Source organism: Salmonella sp. SAL-020, assembly GCF_017372215.1.
GTDB lineage: Bacteria > Pseudomonadota > Gammaproteobacteria > Enterobacterales > Enterobacteriaceae > Salmonella > Salmonella enterica.
On the sequence record NZ_CP071690.1, the window covers coordinates 1,021,812 to 1,044,286 of the forward strand.

At 53.3% G+C, this 22,475-nt stretch carries 23 protein-coding genes and 1 pseudogene; 14 read left to right on the forward strand and 10 right to left on the reverse strand.

Annotated features, from left to right (window positions below; translation table 11 throughout):
• Window positions 1-222 precede the first annotated feature (222 nt).
• The 3 genes from hilC to avrA all read left to right on the forward strand — a co-directional run bounded on the left by hilC (window position 223) and on the right by avrA (window position 3,319).
• Window positions 223-1,110, forward strand: coding sequence for an invasion transcriptional regulator HilC (gene hilC / locus J1G48_RS04905; RefSeq protein WP_000243998.1), 888 nt, complete (start codon window positions 223-225; stop codon window positions 1,108-1,110).
• 384 nt (window positions 1,111-1,494) lie between these two features.
• A complete protein-coding gene (gene sprB, locus J1G48_RS04910) occupies window positions 1,495-2,250 on the forward strand; it encodes a transcriptional regulator SprB (protein ID WP_001246659.1) in 756 nt (251 codons plus the stop codon).
• Window positions 2,251-2,410: 160 nt separating this feature from the next.
• Window positions 2,411-3,319, forward strand: a complete 909-nt coding sequence (gene avrA, locus J1G48_RS04915) for a type III secretion system YopJ family effector AvrA (protein WP_001576330.1) — start codon at window positions 2,411-2,413, stop codon at window positions 3,317-3,319.
• Between the two features lie 98 nt (window positions 3,320-3,417).
• On the opposite strand, the gene sitD is transcribed toward avrA, so the two are convergent.
• From sitD to sitA, 4 genes are read right to left on the reverse strand one after another with little or no spacing between them, the layout of a single operon-like run.
• Complete coding sequence (sitD, locus tag J1G48_RS04920; RefSeq protein WP_000480205.1) at window positions 3,418-4,266, reverse strand: iron/manganese ABC transporter permease subunit SitD; 849 nt, start codon at window positions 4,264-4,266, stop codon at window positions 3,418-3,420.
• Complete coding sequence (gene sitC / locus J1G48_RS04925) at window positions 4,257-5,117, reverse strand: iron/manganese ABC transporter permease subunit SitC (RefSeq protein ID WP_001104336.1); 861 nt, start codon at window positions 5,115-5,117, stop codon at window positions 4,257-4,259. The genes sitD and sitC overlap by 10 nt, the downstream gene beginning before the upstream one ends.
• Window positions 5,114-5,935, reverse strand: a complete 822-nt coding sequence (sitB, locus tag J1G48_RS04930) for an iron/manganese ABC transporter ATP-binding protein SitB (RefSeq protein WP_000083153.1) — start codon at window positions 5,933-5,935, stop codon at window positions 5,114-5,116. The genes sitC and sitB overlap by 4 nt, the downstream gene beginning before the upstream one ends.
• Window positions 5,932-6,849: an iron/manganese ABC transporter substrate-binding protein SitA gene (gene sitA / locus J1G48_RS04935; RefSeq protein ID WP_000182929.1), complete on the reverse strand. Its 918-nt coding sequence runs from the start codon at window positions 6,847-6,849 to the stop codon at window positions 5,932-5,934. The genes sitB and sitA overlap by 4 nt, the downstream gene beginning before the upstream one ends.
• Window positions 6,850-7,030: 181 nt before the next feature.
• Between sitA and J1G48_RS04940 the strand changes: the two genes are divergently transcribed.
• Entirely contained in the window at window positions 7,031-7,375 is a 345-nt protein-coding gene (locus J1G48_RS04940; RefSeq protein WP_001117940.1) for a nitrous oxide-stimulated promoter family protein, read from the forward strand.
• Window positions 7,376-7,436: 61 nt separating this feature from the next.
• Here the strand turns inward: J1G48_RS04940 and flhA are convergent, their stop codons facing one another.
• The 6 genes from flhA to hypA all read right to left on the reverse strand — a co-directional run bounded on the left by flhA (window position 7,437) and on the right by hypA (window position 13,422).
• Window positions 7,437-9,515, reverse strand: a complete 2,079-nt coding sequence (gene flhA, locus J1G48_RS04945) for a formate hydrogenlyase transcriptional activator FlhA (protein WP_000122681.1) — start codon at window positions 9,513-9,515, stop codon at window positions 7,437-7,439.
• A 218-nt stretch (window positions 9,516-9,733) separates the two neighbouring features.
• Window positions 9,734-10,744, reverse strand: coding sequence for a hydrogenase expression/formation protein HypE (hypE, locus tag J1G48_RS04950; protein ID WP_001059954.1), 1,011 nt, complete (start codon window positions 10,742-10,744; stop codon window positions 9,734-9,736).
• Window positions 10,741-11,862, reverse strand: a complete 1,122-nt coding sequence (gene hypD, locus J1G48_RS04955; protein WP_001212962.1) for a hydrogenase formation protein HypD — start codon at window positions 11,860-11,862, stop codon at window positions 10,741-10,743. The genes hypE and hypD overlap by 4 nt, the downstream gene beginning before the upstream one ends.
• Entirely contained in the window at window positions 11,862-12,134 is a 273-nt protein-coding gene (gene hypC / locus J1G48_RS04960) for a hydrogenase 3 maturation protein HypC (protein ID WP_000334871.1), read from the reverse strand. The genes hypD and hypC overlap by 1 nt, the downstream gene beginning before the upstream one ends.
• The gene (hypB, locus tag J1G48_RS04965) at window positions 12,125-12,997 is read right to left on the reverse strand and encodes a hydrogenase nickel incorporation protein HypB (protein WP_000337636.1); all 873 of its coding nucleotides are present in this window, start codon (window positions 12,995-12,997) and stop codon (window positions 12,125-12,127) included. The genes hypC and hypB overlap by 10 nt, the downstream gene beginning before the upstream one ends.
• Before the next feature lie 68 nt (window positions 12,998-13,065).
• Window positions 13,066-13,422 (reverse strand): hydrogenase maturation nickel metallochaperone HypA, encoded by a 357-nt coding sequence (gene hypA, locus J1G48_RS04970; protein ID WP_000544461.1) that lies wholly within the window; start codon window positions 13,420-13,422, stop codon window positions 13,066-13,068.
• Between the two features lie 209 nt (window positions 13,423-13,631).
• Here hypA and hycA point away from each other — a divergent pair, with 209 nt between their 5' ends.
• From hycA to J1G48_RS05020, 10 genes and pseudogenes are all read left to right on the forward strand, one after another.
• Complete coding sequence (gene hycA, locus J1G48_RS04975; RefSeq protein ID WP_000158075.1) at window positions 13,632-14,093, forward strand: formate hydrogenlyase regulator HycA; 462 nt, start codon at window positions 13,632-13,634, stop codon at window positions 14,091-14,093.
• 145 nt (window positions 14,094-14,238) lie between these two features.
• On the forward strand, window positions 14,239-14,847 hold the full coding sequence (gene hycB, locus J1G48_RS04980; protein WP_001079164.1) for a formate hydrogenlyase subunit HycB: 609 nt from the start codon (window positions 14,239-14,241) through the stop codon (window positions 14,845-14,847).
• Complete coding sequence (gene hycC, locus J1G48_RS04985; RefSeq protein ID WP_000097035.1) at window positions 14,847-16,673, forward strand: formate hydrogenlyase subunit 3; 1,827 nt, start codon at window positions 14,847-14,849, stop codon at window positions 16,671-16,673. The genes hycB and hycC overlap by 1 nt, the downstream gene beginning before the upstream one ends.
• Before the next feature lie 2 nt (window positions 16,674-16,675).
• Window positions 16,676-17,599, forward strand: a complete 924-nt coding sequence (locus tag J1G48_RS04990) for a respiratory chain complex I subunit 1 family protein (RefSeq protein ID WP_000110571.1) — start codon at window positions 16,676-16,678, stop codon at window positions 17,597-17,599.
• Window positions 17,600-17,616: 17 nt separating this feature from the next.
• Window positions 17,617-19,326 carry a formate hydrogenlyase subunit HycE gene (gene hycE / locus J1G48_RS04995; RefSeq protein ID WP_001288155.1) on the forward strand — a complete coding sequence of 570 codons (1,710 nt, stop codon included), beginning with the start codon at window positions 17,617-17,619 and terminating at the stop codon, window positions 19,324-19,326.
• Window positions 19,327-19,335: 9 nt separating this feature from the next.
• Window positions 19,336-19,878 carry a formate hydrogenlyase subunit HycF gene (gene hycF, locus J1G48_RS05000; protein WP_000493767.1) on the forward strand — a complete coding sequence of 181 codons (543 nt, stop codon included), beginning with the start codon at window positions 19,336-19,338 and terminating at the stop codon, window positions 19,876-19,878.
• The gene (gene hycG / locus J1G48_RS05005; protein WP_000067377.1) at window positions 19,878-20,645 is read left to right on the forward strand and encodes a formate hydrogenlyase subunit HycG; all 768 of its coding nucleotides are present in this window, start codon (window positions 19,878-19,880) and stop codon (window positions 20,643-20,645) included. Before hycF ends, hycG begins: the two co-directional genes overlap by 1 nt.
• Window positions 20,642-21,052 carry a formate hydrogenlyase maturation HycH family protein gene (locus J1G48_RS05010; protein ID WP_000003725.1) on the forward strand — a complete coding sequence of 137 codons (411 nt, stop codon included), beginning with the start codon at window positions 20,642-20,644 and terminating at the stop codon, window positions 21,050-21,052. The genes hycG and J1G48_RS05010 overlap by 4 nt, the downstream gene beginning before the upstream one ends.
• Window positions 21,045-21,515, forward strand: a complete 471-nt coding sequence (hycI, locus tag J1G48_RS05015) for a hydrogenase maturation peptidase HycI (protein ID WP_000132984.1) — start codon at window positions 21,045-21,047, stop codon at window positions 21,513-21,515. Before J1G48_RS05010 ends, hycI begins: the two co-directional genes overlap by 8 nt.
• A 26-nt stretch (window positions 21,516-21,541) precedes the next feature.
• A pseudogene (locus J1G48_RS05020) lies at window positions 21,542-22,352 on the forward strand (hypothetical protein).
• Window positions 22,353-22,475: the final 123 nt, after the last annotated feature.

A 22,475-nucleotide genomic window follows, 5' to 3' on the forward strand; every position in this document is an offset into this window, starting at 1 on the left:
CGTTTTATTCTGAAATGATTATATTAATATTGTAAGCTTTCATTACAAAATTGTGCATAAAGTTTGTAAGGGTATCTTTTTGTGACGAAATGAACGCGCGTTGGAATGTAATTATTGGCTATAATAATAAAAAAATCGGATTTAAATCATCTCTGTGAGTTTTAATTATTTGTTTATAAGAATATAACGATTTTGAGTTCCTTATAGCACACAGGATAAAATATGGTATTGCCTTCAATGAATAAATCAGTTGAGGCCATTAGCAATAATCACCTTCAACAGCCGAACAAATTTCCATTAATAAATGGATTAGCTGACGTAAGAGACTATTATGTCGCAAACTGCTTATTGTTTAAACTTAATAAAGGCAGTTTGCGAATTGAAAACGAATTTGGGGAGTTCATCGAACAATCTGCGCCGTGTTTATTTTTATTGGAAAAAGATCAAACAATCACGCTTAGTATGAGCGAAATAGAAGGGCATATTGATTTTTCTTCACTGGAAGTTTCCTATGACTTAATGCAAAAATTCTACAAAGTTTTTTACAGTACAAGAAACTATAATGATCGAGAGCTATCATTAAAAACGAAACCAAAGTATTTTTTTCATGCGGACTTGTTGCCAGGGATGAGTGATACTTTTGACTCTATTTTGCATGGTGTGGCATGTCCACGGGTTTGTAGTAATGTGAGTATTGATGATCATGATTATTCATATTTCTCATTGATGTATCTTATATCGGCATTTGTACGTAAGCCCGGTGGGTTTGATTTCCTTGAGCGAGCAATAAAAATTACGACAAAAGAGAAAGTTTATAACATTATTATCAGCGATCTCACCCGCAAATGGTCACAGGCTGAGGTGGCGGGAAAGCTGTTTATGAGCGTATCAAGTCTGAAGCGAAAACTGGCCGCTGAAGAGGTGAGTTTTAGCAAAATATACCTAGATGCTCGTATGAATCAGGCTATAAAATTATTACGTATGGGGGCTGGAAATATTTCACAAGTCGCGACGATGTGTGGCTATGATACGCCTTCTTATTTTATCGCTATTTTTAAACGGCATTTTAAGATTACACCGCTTAGCTTTATGCGTACGATGAACCATTGATTTGTGAAATTATTTTAAACGTTACTATCTGTTTGCGTTACAGATACCAAATATTTTTTTAATCGTAGTGTATATTTCAGTATCGCTACACCAGTGATATGTAGTTAATGAAAGGGAATCGAAAGCGTTCATTGTCAGACATACATGGCCACCAGGCGCCGGGCAATCGTTGTACTCTAAGAGATTACAGTAAAGTAAAACAGCAAATTTAATCATTATCAGATTTGTAAAAGGAATTCATTTCGGTAACGACATTGCGCATGTAATAACGTATCTGGTCTTATTACCTTTGTAGTAAGAAGGCGTTATCTACTTGCGCAGTAGTCGCCCAGGAAGAAAAATCATTACCGAAGCTGTGGTCAGTTTTCAAAAAAGGATAAATAAATGAGAAATGTAATTATATACGGTATTAACTGGACTAATTGTTATGCCCTTCAGTCTATTTTTAAGCAAAAATATCCGGAAAAGTGCGTTAAAACGTGTAACTCATTAACCGCACTTTTGCATTCTCTATCCGATATGCCGGACGCCGGGCTGATTTTAGCTTTGAACCCGCATGAGCATGTTTATCTTTTTCATGCGTTGCTGACGCGGTTGCAGAACCGTAAAGTTTTGGTAGTGGCAGATCGCTTGTATTATATCGATCGCTGTGTGCTGCAATATTTTGGCGTTATGGATTATGTTTTAAAAGACGAACTATCCTGCGCTATCCGCTCGGAGCGAGAGAAGCTCCGTCTTCCGGAAGCCTGGCTGCGTTTCTGCCACAGGCCACAAAAGAAAACCGTGGCTGCTACGTATGCTTTTAATGCCGGCGAGACGCCGGAAGAGGTATTGTTTAATATCAATCAATACGCCTGGTGGAATCTACCTCCCGGTGTCACGCAGGCGAAATATGCGCTGCTGATATTATTATCCTCCGGACATCCGGCAATTGAACTGGCGAAAAAATTTGGTCTGGGAACAAAAACCGTCAGTATTTATCGTAAGAAGGTTATGTATCGTTTGGGGATGGACTCTTCACCGCTATCGCTGTTCCGGGGACTGAAACTAGACGCGCATTTACAGCGCACTGCTTTTGCACATAACCCTGCTGTACCTGACGATAATTGCGCGTTACCGATTGCGGTAGGAATGAATTAAAATATTTTTTATCATTTATGACCATGTGTTGAGCTTTTATTATAAAAAAGATTTTTTGAGTAGTAATTCTTATATATAATCATCCGGAGGTGGTTGGTAGCCTGGCTCAATCATTGAGGCATATTTTTGCAGGCAATATATTGAATCTGAAAAGTTAAAGATGATATTTTCGGTGCAGGAGCTATCATGTGGAGGGAAAAGTATGCTAAGTCCTACGACTCGTAATATGGGGGCGAGTTTATCGCCTCAGCCTGACGTCAGCGGGGAGCTAAACACCGAAGCATTGACCTGTATTGTTGAGCGTCTGGAAAGTGAAATTATAGATGGCAGCTGGATTCATATCAGTTACGAGGAAACCGATCTCGAAATGATGCCTTTTCTTGTTGCACAGGCCAATAAGAAGTATCCAGAGTTAAATCTTAAATTTGTTATGTCAGTCCATGAGCTTGTTTCCTCTATAAAGGAGACCAGAATGGAAGGCGTTGAATCTGCCCGATTTCTCGTAAATATGGGAAGTTCAGGTATCCATATTTCAGTCGTCGATTTTAGAGTTATGGACGGAAAGACATCGGTGATTTTGTTCGAACCAGCAGCGTGTAGCGCTTTTGGACCTGCTTTACTGGCGTTGAGGACCAAAGCAGCTCTTGAACGTGAACAACTGCCTGATTGTTATTTTGCTATGGTCGAGCTGGACATTCAACGAAGCTCTTCTGAATGCGGTATTTTTAGCCTGGCGCTCGCCAAAAAACTTCAGCTTGAATTTATGAACTTAGTAAAAATTCATGAAGATAATATTTGTGAACGTCTGTGTGGTGAAGAACCTTTTCTCCCGTCCGATAAAGCAGACCGTTATCTGCCGGTGAGTTTTTACAAACATACTCAAGGCGTACAACGATTAAATGAATATGTGGAGGCCAATCCGGCGGCGGGAAGCAGTATAGTAAACAAAAAGAATGAAACGCTTTATGAGCGATTCGATAACAATGCCGTTATGCTAAACGATAAAAAACTCTCTATATCCGCTCATAAAAAAAGGATAGCTGAATATAAGTCTTTACTTAAATCGTAATGAAATTATAAGGTTGCCTGCCAGAGGAAATCCTTCCAGCGCCATAAGACTACTCTATATTATGACCGTATGTTTCCTGAATAGCAGGCAAAAAAGTGTTAACCTTGCGCCTCTGGTACGATTTCATTACGCCTGTCGCGCCATGTTGCGTAAATAAATACCGCAATAAACACGATGGCAAATAATACCACGATGGTCGGCGCTGGCGCGCTATCAAGATAAAAAGACAGATAGACGCCCGCAAAAGCGGTAATAACTGACAGACTCACCGCTAATCCCAGCGCGCGCGCAAAGCGTCGCGTCAGCAAAATGGCAATTGCGCCGGGGGCGATAAGCAATGAAATCGACAGAATAATACCCACCGATTTCAGCGTGGCGACGATAGTCAGCGCAATCATACATAGCAGGCCATAATGCAGTAGCGTGATATTCAGCCCGCTGGCTTTCGCCTGGTGCGGGTCAAAAGCGTGTAGCAGGAGATCTTTCCATTTCAGCCCAATGATTAACGCAATACCCAGTGCAATAACTGACGTTTGTACGATATCCCCCAGCGATACGCCCAGCATATCCCCAAACAGGATGTGATCCAGATGCACTTCCGATTGAATAGAAACATAGAGCACCAGACCTGCGCCAAACATCCCGGAAAAGACGATGCCCATCACCGTATCACGTTTGATGCGGCTGTTATCGTCCAGATAGCCGGTCGCGATAGCGCAAAATAATCCGGCAATGAAAGCGCCAATCGCCAGGGGGATCCCCACAATATATGCCAGCACGACCCCGGGGAATACCGCATGACTCATTGCATCGCCCATTAACGCCCAGCCTTTTAACACTAAAAACACGGACAGTAAGGCGCAGGGAATCGCCACAATGACCGAAACCATAAGGGCGTTCACCATAAAATCAAACTGAAAGGGTTCCAGTAACGTTGTTAAGAACATGTCGGCTCCTTCTGCAGGCGGGCGCGTCGACGGTTGGCTAACAGACCGTGTTTCGGGGCGAAAATAAAGGCTGTGATGAACAGTAAGGTTTGCATGACGACAATAATTCCACCCGTGGCGCCATCCAGCCAGTAGCTAAGCCATGCGCCCAGAAAACTGGTCAGGCTGCCAATCACGACGGCAATCATGAGCAGACGTGGAAAACGGTCGGTGAGTAACCAGGCCGTCGCGCCCGGCGTGACGACGAGACAGATCACCAGGAACGCCCCAACGGTTTGCAGGGCCGCCACGGTAGAGACGGACAATAGAGTGAAAAACAACAGCTTTAGTCGACCCGGATTAAGCCCGATAGAACGCGCATGGGTTTCATCGAAAAAGACGACCATCAGATCTTTCCACTTTAACAGCAGAATCGTCAGCGAGACTGCGCCGATAATCGCCAGTTGCGCAATATCCGCTGGCGCGATCGCCAGCACGTTGCCGAGAATAATCGTCTGGATATTCACCGACATCGGATTGAGCGACACCATAAAAAGGCCGACGCCAAAAAAAGAGGAGAAGATAAGCCCGATAATCGCGTCTTCTTTCAGGCGTGAGCGTTGGTTAAGAAAGAGCATACTGCCTGCCGCCAGTCCGCCGGAAAGAAACGCGCCGAGCGAGAAGGGCAGCCCTAACATCCAGGCGCCAGCGACGCCAGGCACAATAGAGTGAGATAGCGCATCGCCAATGAGCGACCAGCCTTTGAGCATCAAATAGCAGGAGAGAAACGCGCACAGACCGCCCACCATCGCGGAGACCCACATCGCGTTGAGCATATACTGGTAGCCAAACGGCTCAACAAGCCAGTTCATGACGATTTTCCTCCGCTGGCCACGCGCCGGGAAATAAAGGGGCGCTCGTCATCGGTGATGATGTGCTCTTCACCTCCGCTTAGCGCGATATGACGTAGAACGCCGCTAAACGCCTGTTCCAGATTCGCGGCGGTAAACGTGGTTTCGGTAGGGCCGCTGGCCAGTACGGTTCCTTTAATCATTACCGTATAGTCGCAAAACTCGGTGACGGAGCCGAGATTATGCGTTGAGACCAGCATCGTGCGGCCTTCATCGCGCAGTTCCCGTAGTAGATCGATGATTCGCGCTTCGGTTTTTACATCCACGCCGGTAAAAGGTTCATCCAGCAGGATTACCTGTCCATCCTGAGCGATGGCCCTGGCAAGAAACACACGTTTTTTCTGCCCGCCGGACAGCTCGCCAATCTGCCTGTGACGATATTCCTGCATATCCACCCGCGCCAGCGCGGCGTCAACACAGGCGTGATCATGCGCAGTGGGACGGCGTAGCCAGCCCATATGGCCGTAGCGTCCCATCATCACCACATCTTCTACCAGCACCGGAAATGACCAGTCCACTTCTTCCGATTGCGGAACATAAGCAATGAGGTTTTTTTTCAGCGCCTTGTTGACTGACTGTTGCAGGATAGTGATATCTCCCTGCGCAAGATGCACAAAGCCCATTAACGCTTTAAATAACGTAGACTTACCGGAACCATTTACGCCTACCAGCGCGGCGATTGAACCGCCAGGCACCTGAAAAGTGGCGTCCCGTAGGGCGGTATGACCGTTGCGATACGTCACCGTGACTTGATCAACGGTAATCGCAGATTGACTCATTGTTGACTCCTCAGTCCGTCGTTAATGCCGTTGACGATGGTTTCGGTCGTGACGCGCAGCAGATCCAGATAGGTTGGCACAGGGCCGTCAGCGGCGCTCAGAGAATCGACATACAGTACGCCGCCATAATGCGCGCCGGATTCACGCGCGACCTGGCGGGCGGGTTTATCGGAAACCGTACTCTCGCTAAAGATGGCGGGAATATGGTGCTTTTTAATGGTATCAATCACTTTACGCACCTGTTTTGGCGTACCCTGTTGATCGGCGTTAATTGGCCAGAGATAAAGCTCTTTCATGTCGTTATCGCGCGCCAGGTAAGAGAACGCGCCTTCACTGGTGACCAGCCAGCGCTGATCGGCGGGAATTTTTTCCAGTTCGGCACGCAACGGATCGGCCATCTGGCGAATTTTCGCTTTATAGCGTTCGGCATTTTGCTTATAGATCTGCGCATTATCCGGATCGTACTTCACCAGGGCGTCGCGAATGTTATCGACATAAATCAGCGCGTTTTCTGCCGACATCCAGGCGTGCGGGTTCGGTTTACCGTTATACGGGCCTTCGGTAATGCCCATCGGTTTGACGCCGGTGGAGACGATGACTTCCGGTACGCCGGAAAGGTGCTGATAAAAGCGGGCGAACCATCGCTCCAGGTTCAGACCATTCGCGAGGATAAGCTGCGCCCCCTGCGCTCGTTTAATATCGCCGGGCGTTGGCTGATACTCATGGATTTCAGCGCCGGGCTTGGTAATTGAGCTGACTTCCGCTGCGTCGCCCGCCACGTTTTTCGCCATGTCGGCAATAACGGTAAACGTGGTGATGACTTTAAATTTCTCTTTTGCATAGGCTGGCGATAGCGCGAGTATCGCGACAATACCGGCAATCAGGAGTGTTTTCAGACGATGTAGATTCGTCATAGTATCCCTCGCAACAATGTGGTTAATTAATCATCGAATATAGCCTTTGCTATGTTATATAGCACAAGGTATGAATAAATGAAAATAATTCTTATTTGCGAAATGGCGACGATATGCAGTGATAGTGCTAAAGAGGGATAAGGTGTAAAATAAATGCACCTTAATGTTCGGAGAGAGCACGATGCCTGGTAAACGTATCGCTCGTGAAAAACTGACGATCAAAAAAATGATCGCGCTGTATGAAAGCCAGTGTCCACAGGCGTCAGCGGTGCAGGGGCATTACGACGCGCTGTACGCCTACGCGCAAAAACGTCTTGATAAATGCGTATTTGGCGAGGAAAAACCCGCCTGTAAGCAGTGCCCGGTGCACTGCTATCAGCCGGCTAAACGCGAGGAGATGAAGCAGATTATGCGTTGGGCAGGTCCGCGAATGCTTTGGCGACACCCTGTCCTGACCGTGCGGCACCTTATCGACGATAAGCGCCCCGTTCCGGAATTGCCGGAAAAATATCAGCGCAAGAAGTGAAGGGGAAGCGCCAGGCCTACGGCGCGCATCATCTCCAGGCCGGATCAGATCCGGCAACCCGTTACGCTAACGCGTCTTTATCAATACCCAATCGCTTCATACGCGACAGCAGGGTGGTTCGTTTAAGCCCCAGACGCTGCGCCGCGCCTTTTGGTCCAGCCACTACGCCATTGGTCTCTTTCAGCACGCGTATAATAAGCTGATATTCATCTTCGCCTTCTTTGGCGCTTTCAGTCGCAACAGGCGAGGTATCGGGCGTTACGGCGGTAATATCCGGCAGCGACAGTTGTAGCACATTGCCGCGCGTCAGCAGCACGGCGCGCTCGACGACATTCTCCAGCTCGCGAACGTTCCCCGGCCATTCCATGCTGCTGAGCGTGCGCAGCGTTTCGGCGGGAATGCTGTCGATATTACGCCCCATTCGGCGGGCGATTTTGAAAGTGAACGCTTTGACCAGTAGTGGAATATCTTCCGGACGTTCGCGCAACGGAGGAAGCTGGATCGGAAAAACATTCAGCCGATAGTAGAGATCGTTACGGAATTCGCGATCGGCGACCATTTTTTTCAGATCGCGGTTAGTCGCGGCGATCAGCCGCACGTCGGTCTGGATCAGTTTATTGCTGCCGAGACGTTCAAACTCTTGCTCCTGAAGGACGCGCAGCAGCTTAGGCTGTAGCTCCAGCGGCATGTCGCCCACTTCATCCAGAAACAGCGAGCTTTTATCCGCCAGCTCGAAACGGCCAATCCGCTGCGCGCTGGCGCCGGTAAACGCGCCGCGCTCATGACCAAACAAATCGCTTTCCAGCAGCCCCGCCGGCATCGCGGCGCAGTTCATCTTTACCATCCTGCGCCCGCTACGTCCGCTCAGGTTGTGAATGGCGCGGGCAATCAACTCTTTACCGGTTCCCGTTTCGCCCAGAATCAGCACGGTACTGTCGCTCTGCGCCACCATCTCAACCTGCTTTAGCACGTTGTACATCGCTTCGCTGCGCCCGATGATCTCGCCAAACTCGCTGTCGACGTTATTAAGCTGCTCCGTGAGCGCCAGGTTTTCGTCGACCAGGCGTTCCTTCAGTCGGTGGATTTCCTGATAGGCCAGCGCATTATCCACGGCAATGGCTACTCGTTCGGCAATCTGACGCAGCAGCTTGAGGTTGGCGGTGGTAAACACTTTTTCTTCGCACTGGGCCAGTTTGAGCACGCCAAGCATCGTCTTGCCGGACATCAACGGCAGCAGGCAAAGCGTCTGGATCTGATTGCCCCAGGTATCGAACAGCATGCGTTCGTAGGGAGCAAGCGGATCGCGTTCGTTGAGGTTGATAAGCAGCATCTCTTTACTTTTAAAGACGCGCTCCGTGAGCGTGCCGGCTTCGTCGACTTCGCTCTGTTCGTGCGCCGGATGATGCTCATCAAGGTAGTGGGTGGAGTAGATATTCAGCTTATTTTTGCGATGGCTGCGCAACACGATGCTGATTGCGTCGATATTGAAATAGTGGTGGATCTCTTTTGCGACTTCGCTTACCAGCTCATCAATATCCAGACGCGACAGGACGGCGTTGGTGATCGCAACCAGAATACGGAAGTTATCGCGTTCGCGGCACAACAGATCATAATCGACATTATTGTTTACCCGGTTTTGAATTTGCTCGGCGACCACGCCGACAATTTGGGTAAACGTATGCAGACGGTCATATTCCTTTTCACTCCAGGGGCGATCTTCCTGACGGATGAATTCGCAGCCGCCGAAAATACGGCCCTCCGCGGCTAAAGGAAGCAGACAGTAATGACCAAATTCCGGGTAGAGGCCGCTCGCGGCAAGCTGCGGCCAGGTTTCGGTAAACTCATGGAAATTACAGTGCAATGCATCGGGGCGAGAAAGGATGCGACGTACCGGGCCGTGCGCCAGTACGGTTTCATCTTCATATTCAACAGGACGGCCATTTTCTCGCGTCGCATAATATTGTGCGCGTTGCGACAGCGCCTGCCATAGCACAATGCCGGCGCTGTCGGCGAGCGCTGAACGCTTTACCAGTTGCGAAAGCGCTTCACTGAGCGACGCCAAATCGGGCTGCTGCAATAAGGTACGAGTGATATCGAACAGGCCTTGCTGTCCAAGATCGCTCATGGGTGTATACGACATGTTGCTTTTCCAGGAAAATACCGCAAAACGGTGCGAAAACGGTAAATGAATTATAGGTATAAGTCGTAAGTTATTGCCGGATGGCTGACCGCAAACTCGCTGGTCACACACTCCGTAGGCCTGATAAGCAAAGCGCCATCAGGCGTTCATGCAGCGTTAATGCCGGATGTCGACGCAAATGCGTCTTATCCGGCCTACAGTATGCTGCCAACAGGCTGCTAGCATATACGAGGTAATGGTTCGGCGTGTGGCAAATCAAGGGTTCGCTTCACGCCATAGAGTCCGGCTAAGCGAACGCCTTTGCGTTCCACGACTTCGCCAATCAGCGCTGCATCACGTCCCAGCGGATGCGCGCGTAATGCCGCCAACGCCCGATCTGCGGCCTGCCGTTCAACGGCAATCACCAGTTTTCCTTCGTTGGCAAAGTTCAGGGCATCCAGCCCCAACAGCTCGCAGACGCCGCGCACGGCAGGTTTGAGCGGCAGTGCGGATTCGGACAATTCAATACCGTAACCGCAGGACGTCGCAAACTCATGGGCGACCGCATTCACGCCGCCGCGCGTGGCGTCACGCAATGCCTTCACTCCGTCAATATGACGCAGCGTCTGAATAAGCGGCGTTAATACTGCGCAGTCGCTCGCCAGCTCGCCATCCAGTCCCAGTTGCTCACGCAGGTTGAGGATAGTGGCACCGTGATCGCCAAGCGTACCGCTGACTAACAGCACATCGCCAACGCTCAGCGTTTGCGCGCCCCAGCGAATATCGGCGGGAATCGCCCCCATGCCGGCAGTGTTGATAAATAATTTATCCGCCGCGCCGCGCTGCACAACTTTGGTGTCGCCGGTTACAATGGCGATATCCGCTTCCCGCGCGGTCGCCGCCATGCTATTGACCACGCTTTTTAACGTCTCCATCGGCAGCCCTTCTTCAAGGATAAAGCCGCAGGAGAGATAGCGGGGGATCGCGCCGCTCACCGCAACGTCGTTCGCCGTACCGCAAATCGCCAGTTTGCCGATATTGCCGCCGGGGAAAAAGAGCGGATCGATCACATAGCTATCGGTAGAAAACGCCAGACGGTCGCCCTCCGCCGTCAGTTGCGCCAGCTCCAGACGCGCCTGATCTTCTTGTTCCGCCAGCCACGGGTTGGCAAAGGCCTCCATAAACAGGCTATTAATCAACTGTTGCATAGCCTGGCCGCCGCTGCCGTGGGCGAGTTGTATATTGTTCAAACTTCACACTCCTGCTGACGATACTGATACCAGGCGGCGCATGCGCCTTCGGAAGAGACCATCAGCGCGCCGAACGCGGTCTCTGGATTACATGTTTTACCAAATAGCGGGCACTGATGCGGCTTGCATCTGCCGGTCAGCACTTCGCCGCAGCGGGCGCGCGGATCGTCATAGACCTGTTGTGGCGCTGGGCGGAAATGCGCTTCGGCGTCAAAGCGCTGATACTCTGGCGTCAGGTGGACGCCGGAGGATTCAATCACGCCCAGACCGCGCCACTCGCTGTCGCCATTAACGCAGAACACATCGGCGATGGCCTGCTGCGCCAGCATGTTTCCGGCATCCGGCACCACGCGACGGTATTGGTTTTCAACCTGGCTTAGGGCCGCTATTTTCTGCTCAACCAGCATGACCACGCCTTGCAGTAGATCAAGCGGTTCGAATCCAGCCACCACCAGCGGGCGATTAAAATCGGCGGCGATAAACTGGTACGCCTCGGTGCCGATGACCATGCTGACGTGGCCTGGCGCAAGAAAGGCGTCAATGCCGTTGTCCGGCTGCTCCAGTAGGCTACGCAGCGTCGGGATCAGCGTAATGTGCTGGCAGAAAAAGTAGAAGTTTCGCACGTCACGCTGTTTTGCCTGCTGCAGCGTGATGGCGGTGGTCGGCATGGTGGTTTCAAAGCCCAGCCCGAAAAATACCACTTTGCGGGTCGGGTTATCCTGCGCCAGCTTCAGCGCGTCCATCGGAGAGTAAACAATACGGACATCCGCGCCGCGCGCTTTAGCCTGCAACAGAGAACCCTGTTTCCCCGGCACGCGCATGGCATCGCCAAAGGTGCAGAAAATCACCTCCGGATGGCTGGCGATTTCCACGCAACTGTCGATGCGTCCCATCGGCAGCACGCAGACCGGACAACCGGGGCCGTGAATAAATTCCACGTTTTCGGGCAGTAACTGATCGAGACCAAATTTAAAAATTGCGTGGGTATGACCCCCGCAGACTTCCATAATGCGCAACGGACGTTCGGCAGTGTAAGGAAGAAGGGCGGCGCGTTCACGCAGGTGTTCAATGAGCTGCATTACCTGTTCCGGCGCACGGTACTCGTCAACAAAACGCATTATCTCTCCTCACCATACAGCAGTGCGCCGACGTCCGGCTCAACATCAAACATATTTTGTAGCGCGTCGAGCGTGTCGCGCGCTTCCGCTTCGTTAATGACGCTCATGGCGAATCCGACATGAACCAGCACCCACTGACCCAGACGCGGCTGACCGTTTTCATCACAACTGCCGACTAATGTGAGATCGACGTCGCGCTGAATGCCGCAGACGTCAACTTTTGCCTGATTGCCGTCAATGGCGCGGATTTGACCCGGCACGCCTATGCACATCGCTGCGCCTCCAGCCAGGCCAGCCACTGATCCATGCCTTCGCCGCTGGTGGCGGAAATCAGGATAATTTCAATCTCCGGGTTCACTTCACGCGCGCTGGCGATGCACTTCTCAACGTCAAAATTGAGGTAGGGCAGCAGATCGACTTTATTGAGCAGCATGAGCGACGCAGCGGCAAACATATGCGGATATTTCAGCGGCTTATCTTCACCTTCGGTCACGGAAAGCACTGCGACTTTATGCTTTTCGCCCAGATCGAAGCTGGCCGGGCAGACGAGATTACCGACGTTTTCGATAAACAGAATACCGTGGTCATCCAGCGGCAGGCGCGGCGCGGCGTCGGCGATCATTTGCGCGTCAAGATGGCAGCCTTTACCGGTGTTGACCTGAATGGCGGGCGTGCCGGTAGCGCGGATGCGGGCGGCGTCGTTCACTGTCTGCTGGTCGCCTTCAATCACCGCGCACGGTACACGGTCTTTCAATTTCATCAGCGTTTCGGTCAGCAGGGTGGTTTTACCGGACCCGGGGCTGGACACCAGGTTGAGCACCAGTTGCTGGCGGGCGGCGAAACGGGCGCGGTTGCGCTCAGCCAGACGATTATTTTTGTCCAGCACGTCGATTTCAACCTCAAGCATCCGCCGCTGACTCATACCAGGCGCGTGGGTTCCGGCTTCGCCGTGGCCGTAATGCAGATCGCCTTCTGCGGTCTGACTTGGGGCAAAGTCAGGCGTTTTAATGCCGGTAATATTCAGCGCCGGGCGGGCCGCTGGGGCAAAGGGCGCGCTACGAAACGCTGAGTGCGGATTATGTTCATCGCCTTCTATATAAAGGTTGCCTTCAGCGCAACCGCAAGTCGTACACATCGCTTACTCCTGATCTTTTTCTTGTTACAGGCTTTCTGCCGGATGGCGACGCGAGCGTCTATCCGGCATTAATCTTCAGTTTCATCAATCTCTATGCGCCGAATTTGTAAGCCGTCATCGGCCACAATTCGCAGCGTATCGCTATGACATTGCGGACAACGACGTACACGGTGGGTTAACAACGTGACATATTGTTGACAATGCTCACACCAGCATTCGGCTTCCTGTTCTTCGAGGTGCAGTTTACAACCTTCTGCTATCGTGCCGCGGCATACCAGATCAAAACAAAAGGAAAGAGCGCTGGTTTCCACGCAAGAAAATGCGCCAATTTTGATCCAGACGGCTGTCACACGTTTTGCACCGTATGCTGAAGCCTGTTGTTCAATCAATTCCAGTGCCCGTTGGCAGAGGGTGATTTCGTGCATATCGCCTCCCGTAGTGGTTGCCCCTGTGAAGCAATATTTATGCCAATATTTTTATCCCCTGGCAGGGTAATGTCGACGATGACGAAATGACATGTCGTCACCGCGTCGAAACGGCAGTAACTGCGCTCGTCTGCTATTAAAAACAATAAGTTAAAAATTGGCATGGAAAATGCTTAACGCAGGCATCTCTGTTAAACGGGTAACCTGACATGACTATTTGGGAAATAAGCGAAAAGGCCGATTACATCGCGCAACGGCATCGTCGCCTACAGGACCAGTGGCATATTTACTGCAACTCGCTGGTTCAGGGGATCACCCTCTCGAAAGCGCGCCTGCATCACGCAATGAGCTGCGCGCCGGAAAGGGATCTTTGCTTTGTCCTGTTTGAGCACTTTCGTATTTACGTCGCGTTGGCGGATGGTTTTAACAGCCACACCATTGAGTACTACGTTGAAACCAAAGATGGCGAAGATAAGCAATTGATTGCACAGGCGCAGCTCGATATCGACGGCAAGGTTGATGAACGGGTTAACAACCGCGATCGCGAGCAGGTGCTGGAGCACTATCTGGAAAAAATCGCCAGCGTTTACGACAGCCTCTATACCGCTGTAGAAACCAACTCGCCGGTTAATTTGCGTCAATTGGTAAAGGGAAACAGCCCGGCGGTATAAGCCTGAGGTGTTGCCCGCTTTGATTCGCGATGTGGCGTTGCGCCACGTCATGAATGTTTTGGGGATGGGCGTGTCGATAAGTGTCGAAAATGACATTTCAACGGCATGTTTTCGTCAAAAATGACAATCACCTGAGGAATGCCTGGTGAATCGTTTTGTAATTGCTGACTCCACTCTCTGTATCGGCTGCCACACCTGTGAGGCCGCCTGTTCAGAGACGCATCGCCAGCATGGCCTGCAGTCAATGCCGCGCCTGAAAGTGATGCTGAATGAAAAAGAATCTGCGCCGCAGCTTTGTCACCACTGTGAAGATGCGCCATGCGCCACGGTATGCCCGGTTAACGCGATTAATCGCGTTGACGGCGCTGTCCAGCTTAATGAAAGCCTGTGCGTGAGCTGCAAACTGTGTGGTATTGCCTGTCCGTTTGGCGCTATTGAGTTTTCCGGCAGCCGTCCGCTGCATATTCCGGCGAACGCCAATACGCCGAAAGCGCCGCCCGCGCCGCCAGCGCCTGCGCGCGTCAGTACGTTGCTCGACTGGGTGCCGGGCGTACGCGCTATCGCGGTGAAATGCGACCTGTGCAGCTTTGACGAGCAAGGCCCGGCCTGTGTGCGGATGTGCCCGACTAAAGCGCTACACCTGGTGGAGAACACGGATATCGCCCGCGCCAGCAAACGTAAACGTGAGCTGACGTTTAATACCGATTTTGGCGATCTCACCTTGTTTCAGCAGGCTCAGAGTGGGGATGCATAATGAGTTCACTTTCACTGATTACTAGCGGCGTCGCGTGGTTTGCCGCCGCCGCCGTTCTGGCGTTTCTGTTTTCGTTTCATAAAGCGCTGAGCGGCTGGATTGCCGGTATCGGCGGCGCGGTCGGCAGCCTGTGTACGGCTGGCGCGGGGTTCACCGCACTGACCAGCGCCGTTACGGTGAGCGGCGTGATGCCGTTTACCGGTCACATGCTGCAAATAACGCCGCTGAATGCTATCTGGCTGATTACGCTGGGGCTGTGCGGCCTGTTCGTCAGCCTGTTCAATATCGACTGGCATCGCCATCCACAGGTAAAAGCCAACGGACTGTTGATCAACCTGCTGATGGCGGCAGCCGTCTGCGCCGTGGTCGCCAGTAACCTGGGGACGATGGTGGTGATGGCGGAAATCATGGCGCTCTGCGCCGTGTTCCTCACCGGCGGTAGCAAAGAGGGCAAACTGTGGTTTGCGCTGGGCCGTCTCGGTACGCTGCTGCTGGCAATCGCCTGCTGGCTGGTGTGGCAGCGCTACGGCACGCTGGATCTGGGGCTGCTGGATCAACGCGCTCAGCAACTGCCGCTGGGCTCCGATATCTGGCTGCTCGGCGTTATCGGCTTTGGTCTGCTGGCCGGGATTATCCCGCTACACGGTTGGGTGCCGCAGGCGCACGCCAACGCCAGCGCTCCCGCCGCCGCGCTGTTCTCGACCGTGGTGATGAAAATCGGGCTGCTGGGCATTCTCACGCTATCTCTGCTTGGCGGCAATGCGCCGCTGTGGTGGGGCGTGGCGCTGTTGGTGCTTGGGATGATCACCGCCTTTGTCGGCGGTCTGTACGCGCTGATGGAGCATAACATTCAGCGCCTGCTGGCCTATCACACGCTGGAAAATATCGGCATCATTTTGCTCGGTCTGGGCGCAGGCGTTACCGGGATTGCTCTCAATCAGCCGGTACTGATCGCGCTGGGTCTGACCGGCGGGCTCTATCACCTGCTGAACCATAGCCTGTTTAAAAGCGTGCTGTTTCTGGGCGCGGGCAGCATCTGGTTCCGTACCGGTCATCGCGATATCGAAAAACTGGGCGGTATTGGTAAACGGATGCCGGTTATTTCTATCGCCATGCTGGTCGGTCTGATGGCGATGGCTGCGTTGCCGCCGCTGAACGGCTTTGCCGGCGAGTGGGTGATTTACCAGTCCTTCTTCAAACTGGGCAACAGCGGCGCGTTTGTTGGTCGTCTGTTAGGACCGCTGCTGGCGGTTGGCCTGGCGATTACCGGCGCGCTGGCGGTGATGTGTATGGCGAAAGTTTACGGCGTGACGTTCCTTGGCGCGCCGCGCACGAAGGAAGCTGAAAACGCCAGCTGCGCGCCTATCCTGATGGGCGTCAGCGTGGTTGCGCTGGCTATCTGCTGTGTGATTGGTGGGGTTGCCGCGCCGTGGCTGCTGCCGATGATTTCCACTGCGGTACCGTTGCCGCTGGAGACCGCGCACACCACCGTATCGCAGCCGATGATCACGCTGCTGTTGGTCGCCTGTCCGCTACTGCCGTTCATCATTATGGCGATGTTCAAAGGCAACCGTCTGCCGTCGCGTTCTCGCGGCGCGGCCTGGGTGTGCGGCTACGACCATGAGCAGTCGATGGTGATTACCGCGTACGGTTTCGCCATGCCGGTGAAAGAGGCCTTTGCCCCGGTACTCAAATTGCGTAAATGGCTGAACCCGGTATCGCTGGTGCCGGGCTGGCAGAACGCGGCGGCCGCGGTGCTGTTCCGTCGTCTGGCGCTGATTGAGCTGGCGGTGCTGGTGGTGATTGTGGTTTCACGAGGAGCCTGAAAATGAGTGTGTTTTATCCGTTAATTCAGGCGCTGGTGCTATTTGCCGTTGCGCCATTGCTGTCCGGTATTACTCGCGTGGCGCGCGCCCGTCTACACAATCGCCGTGGGCCGGGCGTGTTGCAGGAGTACCGCGACATTATCAAACTGCTCGGTCGTCAGAGTATTGCGCCCTCTGATTCCGGCTGGGTTTTTCGCCTGACGCCGTTTGTGATGGTCGGCGTGATGCTGACTATCGCCACCGCGCTGCCGGTCGTCACCGTTGGATCTCCGTTGCCGCAACTGGGTGATTTAATCACCCTGATTTACCTGTTCGCCATCGCCCGTTTCTTCTTCTCTATTGCAGGCCTGGATACCGGCAGTCCGTTCACCGCGATCGGCGCCAGCCGTGAAGCGATGCTCGGCGTGCTGGTGGAGCCGATTCTGCTGCTGGGTCTGTGGGTCGCCGCGCAGGTGGCGGGTTCAACGCATATCAGCAATATCGCCGATACCATTTATCACTGGCCTGTCGCGCGCAGTATTCCGCTGATTCTGGCGCTGTGCGCCTGCGCCTTCGCCACCTTTATCGAAATGGGCAAGCTGCCGTTCGACCTGGCGGAAGCGGAGCAGGAGTTGCAGGAAGGGCCGTTGACCGAATACAGCGGTAGCGGCTTTGCGGTGCTGAAATGGGGCATCAGCCTTAAGCAACTGGTGGTGCTGCAAATGTTCGTCGGCGTGTTTCTGCCGTGGGGACAGATGGAAACCTTCAGCGCAGGCGGACTGTTGCTGGCGCTGGTGATTGCCATCGTCAAGCTGATTGTCGGCGTACTGGTGATCGCCCTGTTTGAAAACAGCATGGCGCGACTGCGTTTTTGCGCCACTTCACGCGTGACCTGGGCCGGTTTTGGGTTTGCGTTTTTAGCCTTCGTCTCCTTGCTGGCGGCGTGATTTAAGAGAGTTTGAGCATGTCTGAAGAAAAATTAGGTCAACAATACCTTGCGGCGCTGCACCAGGCGTTTCCGGGCGTCGTGCTGGACGAAGCCTGGCAGACCAAAGATCAGCTGACTATTACGGTGAAAGTAAACTATCTGCCGGAAGTGGTGGAGTTTCTTTACTACCAGCAGGGTGGGTGGCTGTCGGTACTGTTCGGTAATGACGAACGCCAGTTGTGCGGCCACTATGCCGTTTATTACGTGCTGTCGATGGAGCAGGGCACGAAGTGCTGGATTACCGTCCGCGTTGAAGTGGATGCCAATAAGCTGGAATTCCCATCCGTTACGCCGCGCGTGCCGGCTGCCGTGTGGGGTGAGCGCGAAGTACGCGACATGTACGGTTTAATCCCGGTCGGTCTGCCGGACGAGCGCCGTCTGGTGCTGCCGGACGACTGGCCGGATGAACTCTATCCGCTGCGTAAAGACAGTATGGATTATCGTCAGCGCCCGGCGCCGACCACCGATGCGGAAACCTACGAGTTCATTAACGAGCTGGGTGACAAGAAAAATAACGTGGTGCCGATTGGCCCGCTGCATGTTACTTCCGATGAACCGGGCCACTTCCGTCTGTTCGTCGATGGCGAAAACATTATCGACGCCGACTACCGCCTGTTCTACGTCCACCGTGGTATGGAAAAACTGGCGGAAACCCGCATGGGTTATAACGAAGTCACCTTCCTGTCGGATCGCGTGTGTGGTATCTGCGGCTTCGCCCACAGCACCGCCTACACCACTTCCGTGGAAAACGCGATGGGCATTCAGGTGCCGGAGCGTGCGCAAATGATCCGCGCTATTCTGCTGGAAGTGGAACGCCTGCACTCGCATCTGCTCAACCTTGGCCTGGCCTGCCACTTTACCGGCTTTGACTCCGGCTTTATGCAGTTCTTCCGCGTGCGTGAAACCTCCATGAAGATGGCGGAAATACTGACCGGGGCGCGCAAAACTTACGGTCTGAACCTGATCGGCGGGATTCGCCGCGATCTGCTCAAAGAGGACATGATCCAGACCCGTCAACTGGCGCAGCAGATGCGTCGTGACGTGCAGGAGCTGGTGGACATGCTGCTGAGCACGCCGAATATGGAACAGCGTACCGTGGGTATCGGTCGTCTGGACCCGGAAATTGCCCGCGACTTCAGTAATGTCGGCCCGATGGTGCGTGCCAGCGGTCACGCCCGCGACACCCGCGCCGACCACCCGTTTGTCGGCTACGGTCTGCTGCCGATGGAAGTACATAGCGAGCAGGGTTGCGACGTGATTTCTCGTCTGAAAGTCCGTATCAACGAAGTCTACACCTCGCTGAATATGATCGATTTCGGTCTGGATAATCTGCCGGGCGGCCCGCTGATGGTGGAAGGCTTTACCTATATTCCGCACCGTTTTGCGCTCGGCTTCGCTGAAGCGCCGCGTGGTGACGATATCCACTGGAGCATGACTGGCGACAACCAGAAGCTGTACCGCTGGCGCTGCCGTGCGGCGACCTACGCCAACTGGCCAACGCTGCGCTATATGCTGCGCGGCAACACCGTTTCTGATGCGCCGCTGATCATCGGCAGCCTCGACCCGTGCTACTCCTGTACCGACCGGATGACCGTGGTCGATGTGCGTAAGAAGAAGAGCAAAGTCGTGCCGTACAAAGAACTTGAGCGCTACAGCATTGAGCGTAAAAACTCGCCGCTGAAATAAGGAATCGCCATGTTTACCTTTATCAAAAAAGTTATCAAAACCGGCACGGCGACCTCGTCTTATCCGCTGGAGCCGATTGCGGTTGATAAAAACTTCCGCGGCAAGCCGGAACATAATCCGCAGCAGTGCATCGGTTGCGCCGCCTGCGTTAATGCCTGCCCGTCGAACGCGCTGACGGTGGAAACCGATCTTGCGACCAATGAGCTGGCGTGGCAGTTCAATCTTGGCCGCTGCATCTTCTGCGGTCGCTGCGAAGAAGTTTGCCCGACGGCGGCGATCAAACTGTCGCAAGAATACGAACTGGCAGTGTGGAAGAAAGAAGACTTCCTGCAACAGTCCCGCTTCGCGCTGTGCAACTGCCGCGTATGTAATCGTCCTTTCGCGGTACAGAAAGAGATCGACTACGCCATTGCGCTGCTTGCGCACAACGGCGACAGCCGCGCGGAAAACCACCGCGAAAGCTTTGAGACCTGCCCGGACTGTAAGCGTCAGAAATGCCTGGTGCCGTCCGACCGTATTGAACTGACTCGCCATATGAAAGAGGTCAGCTAATGAGCAATTTATTAGGCCCGCGTGACGCCAACGGCATTCCGGCACCGATGACGGTGGATGAATCCATCGCCAGCATGAAGGCGTCTCTACTGAAAAATATTAAGCGTTCGGCATACGTTTACCGCGTGGACTGCGGCGGCTGTAACGGCTGTGAAATCGAAATCTTTGCGACGCTTTCGCCGCTGTTTGATGCCGAGCGTTTCGGCATCAAAGTGGTACCGTCGCCGCGTCATGCCGATATTCTGCTGTTTACCGGCGCGGTGACCCGCGCCATGCGCTCTCCGGCGCTGCGCGCCTGGCAGTCGGCGCCGGACCCGAAAATCTGTATCTCTTATGGGGCCTGCGGCAACAGCGGCGGCATCTTCCATGATCTGTACTGCGTCTGGGGCGGTACGGATAAAATCGTACCGGTGGATGTGTATATTCCAGGCTGCCCGCCAACGCCTGCGGCGACGCTGTATGGCTTTGCGATGGCGCTTGGCCTGCTGGAGCAGAAAATCCACGCCCGCGCGCCGGGTGAGCTGGACGATCAGCCCGCAGAGATCCTGCATCCGGATATGGTGCAGCCGCTGCGCGTGAAGGTGGATCGCGCGGCGCGCCGGCTGGCGGGTTATCGCTATGGTCGTCAGATCGCCGATGATTACCTGACACAGTTGGGGCAGGGCGAGCAGCAAGTGGCGCGTTGGCTGGAAGCGGAAAACGATCCGCGTTTAACCGAAATTGTCACCCATCTCAATCATGTTGTTGAAGAGGCGCGTATCCGATGAGCGAACAGGTGGTGTTCAGTCAACTGAGCCGTAAGTTTATTGATGAGAACGATGCGACGCCTGCCGAGGCGCAGCAGGTTGTCTATTACAGCCTGGCGATTGGTCACCACTTGGGGGTTATCGATTGTCTGGAGGCCGCGCTCACCTGCCCATGGGATGAGTATCTGGCGTGGATCGCCACCCTGGAAGCCGGTAGCGATGCCCGGCGTAAAATGGAAGGCGTGCCGAAGTATGGCGAGATCGTTATCGATTTCAACCATGTGCAAATGCTGGCGCGCGCGTTTGATGAGGCGCGCGCCGCGCAGACCCCGCAGCAGCAAGAATGGAGCAAACTGATGCTCAGTATGCTGCATGACATTCATCAGGAAAGCGCCATCTACCTGATGGTGAGGAGGCTTCGTGACTGACGTTTTACTCTGTGTCGGCAACAGCATGATGGGCGACGACGGCGCAGGCCCATTACTGGCGGAAATGTGCGCGGCGCAGCCGAAGGGGAATTGGGTGGTGATTGATGGCGGCAGCGCGCCGGAAAACGACATTGTGGCGATTCGCGAACTGCGCCCGCAGCGTCTGTTGATTGTCGACGCCACCGACATGGGACTTAATCCGGGCGAGATCCGCATCATCGATCCGGATGATATCGCCGAAATGTTTATGATGACCACCCACAATATGCCGCTCAACTACCTTATCGATCAGCTGAAAGAGGATGTCGGCGAGGTGATTTTTGTTGGTATCCAGCCGGATATCGTCGGGTTTTATTATCCGATGACTCAACCGATTAAGGACGCGGTAAATATCGTCTATCAGCGCCTGGAAGGCTGGCAGGGAAACGGCGGATTTGCCGCGCTGGAAGCGCCGGAGGCGTAAAATGCGCACATATTTAGGGAGAATTTGTGTTACACGGCAAAGGTTGTAAGAAGGACGTGAAGATTATCGTATGGAGCGGACTGCTATTTCTCTGCCTCGCCGCACGCGCACTGGCCACCGGTGTTGTCGGTTACCTGCCGATGAGCGACGGTGAATATGCGCAAAAGCGTGCGCTGAAGCCGCTGTTGACCCTGCCTTATTCTGTATCGCCCGACCAGACCTGGCATTTTCGCCAGGTCGGAGTCAGTGGCGTGACGCTACTGCCGGAGCCGAAAAAAGATAACGAATGGCGGATTAGCGGAAAAGACAGAGCCGGTAATTCGTGGGTTGTCCCGGTGGGAAGGCTGATTAATTTGGCGGGTAATGCGCAATTTTATCGCGCTGACCTCGATCGTAACGGCATTCAGGATCTGGTTATCTGGTTGGGCAATCCTGGGTTGGGCCTGGCGCCGAGCGCGCAATACATCATTTTCACCATTTCTCAAGAATGGCCGCCCCTGCGTCTTTGAACCGTGGGGGTTTTATACCGCGACCGATACTGGCGTTGATGATTTGCTTGATTTACAGGGCAATGGGCGCACGCAACTGTTGGATATGCAATTTGACTCAGGCTACTGGATAACCAATTTATATCAGGTGAAGGACGCCCGCTGGCAGCGCGTACACGGCTGGTTTGGCCGGTTGGGTTATCCGGCGCTGACCCGTTTTAATCACTATCCTGGCCGTAAATTAATTATCAAACCTATTGCCGGAAGGAATCCGCAAACGGACGATCTTTCCCTTACGCAGCGCTGTTTAATACGCGGTAACGTATTGCCAGGCGTTAATCAGGATTGATGCCAGTTGCGGTGCAGAGTTGGCTGGCTATCACTGCAAATCTTGACCACCACTGGCGACATTACGTGTCATCGACACTTGTGACGATGACACGTAAATGCTCACGAAAATAGAAATAATATT

Bases quoted from the DNA above. Each gene is read 5' to 3' on its own strand.
- hycC (WP_000097035.1), top strand. From the start codon at position 14,847: ATGAGTTCACTTTCACTGATTACTAGCGGCGTCGCGTGGTTTGCCGCC.
- sprB (WP_001246659.1), top strand. From the start codon at position 1,495: ATGAGAAATGTAATTATATACGGTATTAACTGGACTAATTGTTATGCC.
- hypA (WP_000544461.1), bottom strand. From the start codon at position 13,422: ATGCACGAAATCACCCTCTGCCAACGGGCACTGGAATTGATTGAACAA.
- J1G48_RS05010 (WP_000003725.1), top strand. From the start codon at position 20,642: ATGAGCGAACAGGTGGTGTTCAGTCAACTGAGCCGTAAGTTTATTGAT.
- sitA (WP_000182929.1), bottom strand. From the start codon at position 6,849: ATGACGAATCTACATCGTCTGAAAACACTCCTGATTGCCGGTATTGTC.
- hycG (WP_000067377.1), top strand. From the start codon at position 19,878: ATGAGCAATTTATTAGGCCCGCGTGACGCCAACGGCATTCCGGCACCG.
- hypD (WP_001212962.1), bottom strand. From the start codon at position 11,862: ATGCGTTTTGTTGACGAGTACCGTGCGCCGGAACAGGTAATGCAGCTC.
- hycA (WP_000158075.1), top strand. From the start codon at position 13,632: ATGACTATTTGGGAAATAAGCGAAAAGGCCGATTACATCGCGCAACGG.
- J1G48_RS04990 (WP_000110571.1), top strand. From the start codon at position 16,676: ATGAGTGTGTTTTATCCGTTAATTCAGGCGCTGGTGCTATTTGCCGTT.
- hilC (WP_000243998.1), top strand. From the start codon at position 223: ATGGTATTGCCTTCAATGAATAAATCAGTTGAGGCCATTAGCAATAAT.
- J1G48_RS04940 (WP_001117940.1), top strand. From the start codon at position 7,031: ATGCCTGGTAAACGTATCGCTCGTGAAAAACTGACGATCAAAAAAATG.
- sitC (WP_001104336.1), bottom strand. From the start codon at position 5,117: ATGAACTGGCTTGTTGAGCCGTTTGGCTACCAGTATATGCTCAACGCG.
- flhA (WP_000122681.1), bottom strand. From the start codon at position 9,515: ATGTCGTATACACCCATGAGCGATCTTGGACAGCAAGGCCTGTTCGAT.
- hypC (WP_000334871.1), bottom strand. From the start codon at position 12,134: ATGTGCATAGGCGTGCCGGGTCAAATCCGCGCCATTGACGGCAATCAG.
- avrA (WP_001576330.1), top strand. From the start codon at position 2,411: ATGATATTTTCGGTGCAGGAGCTATCATGTGGAGGGAAAAGTATGCTA.
- sitB (WP_000083153.1), bottom strand. From the start codon at position 5,935: ATGAGTCAATCTGCGATTACCGTTGATCAAGTCACGGTGACGTATCGC.
- hypB (WP_000337636.1), bottom strand. From the start codon at position 12,997: ATGTGTACGACTTGCGGTTGCGCTGAAGGCAACCTTTATATAGAAGGC.
- hycF (WP_000493767.1), top strand. From the start codon at position 19,336: ATGTTTACCTTTATCAAAAAAGTTATCAAAACCGGCACGGCGACCTCG.
- sitD (WP_000480205.1), bottom strand. From the start codon at position 4,266: ATGTTCTTAACAACGTTACTGGAACCCTTTCAGTTTGATTTTATGGTG.
- hycE (WP_001288155.1), top strand. From the start codon at position 17,617: ATGTCTGAAGAAAAATTAGGTCAACAATACCTTGCGGCGCTGCACCAG.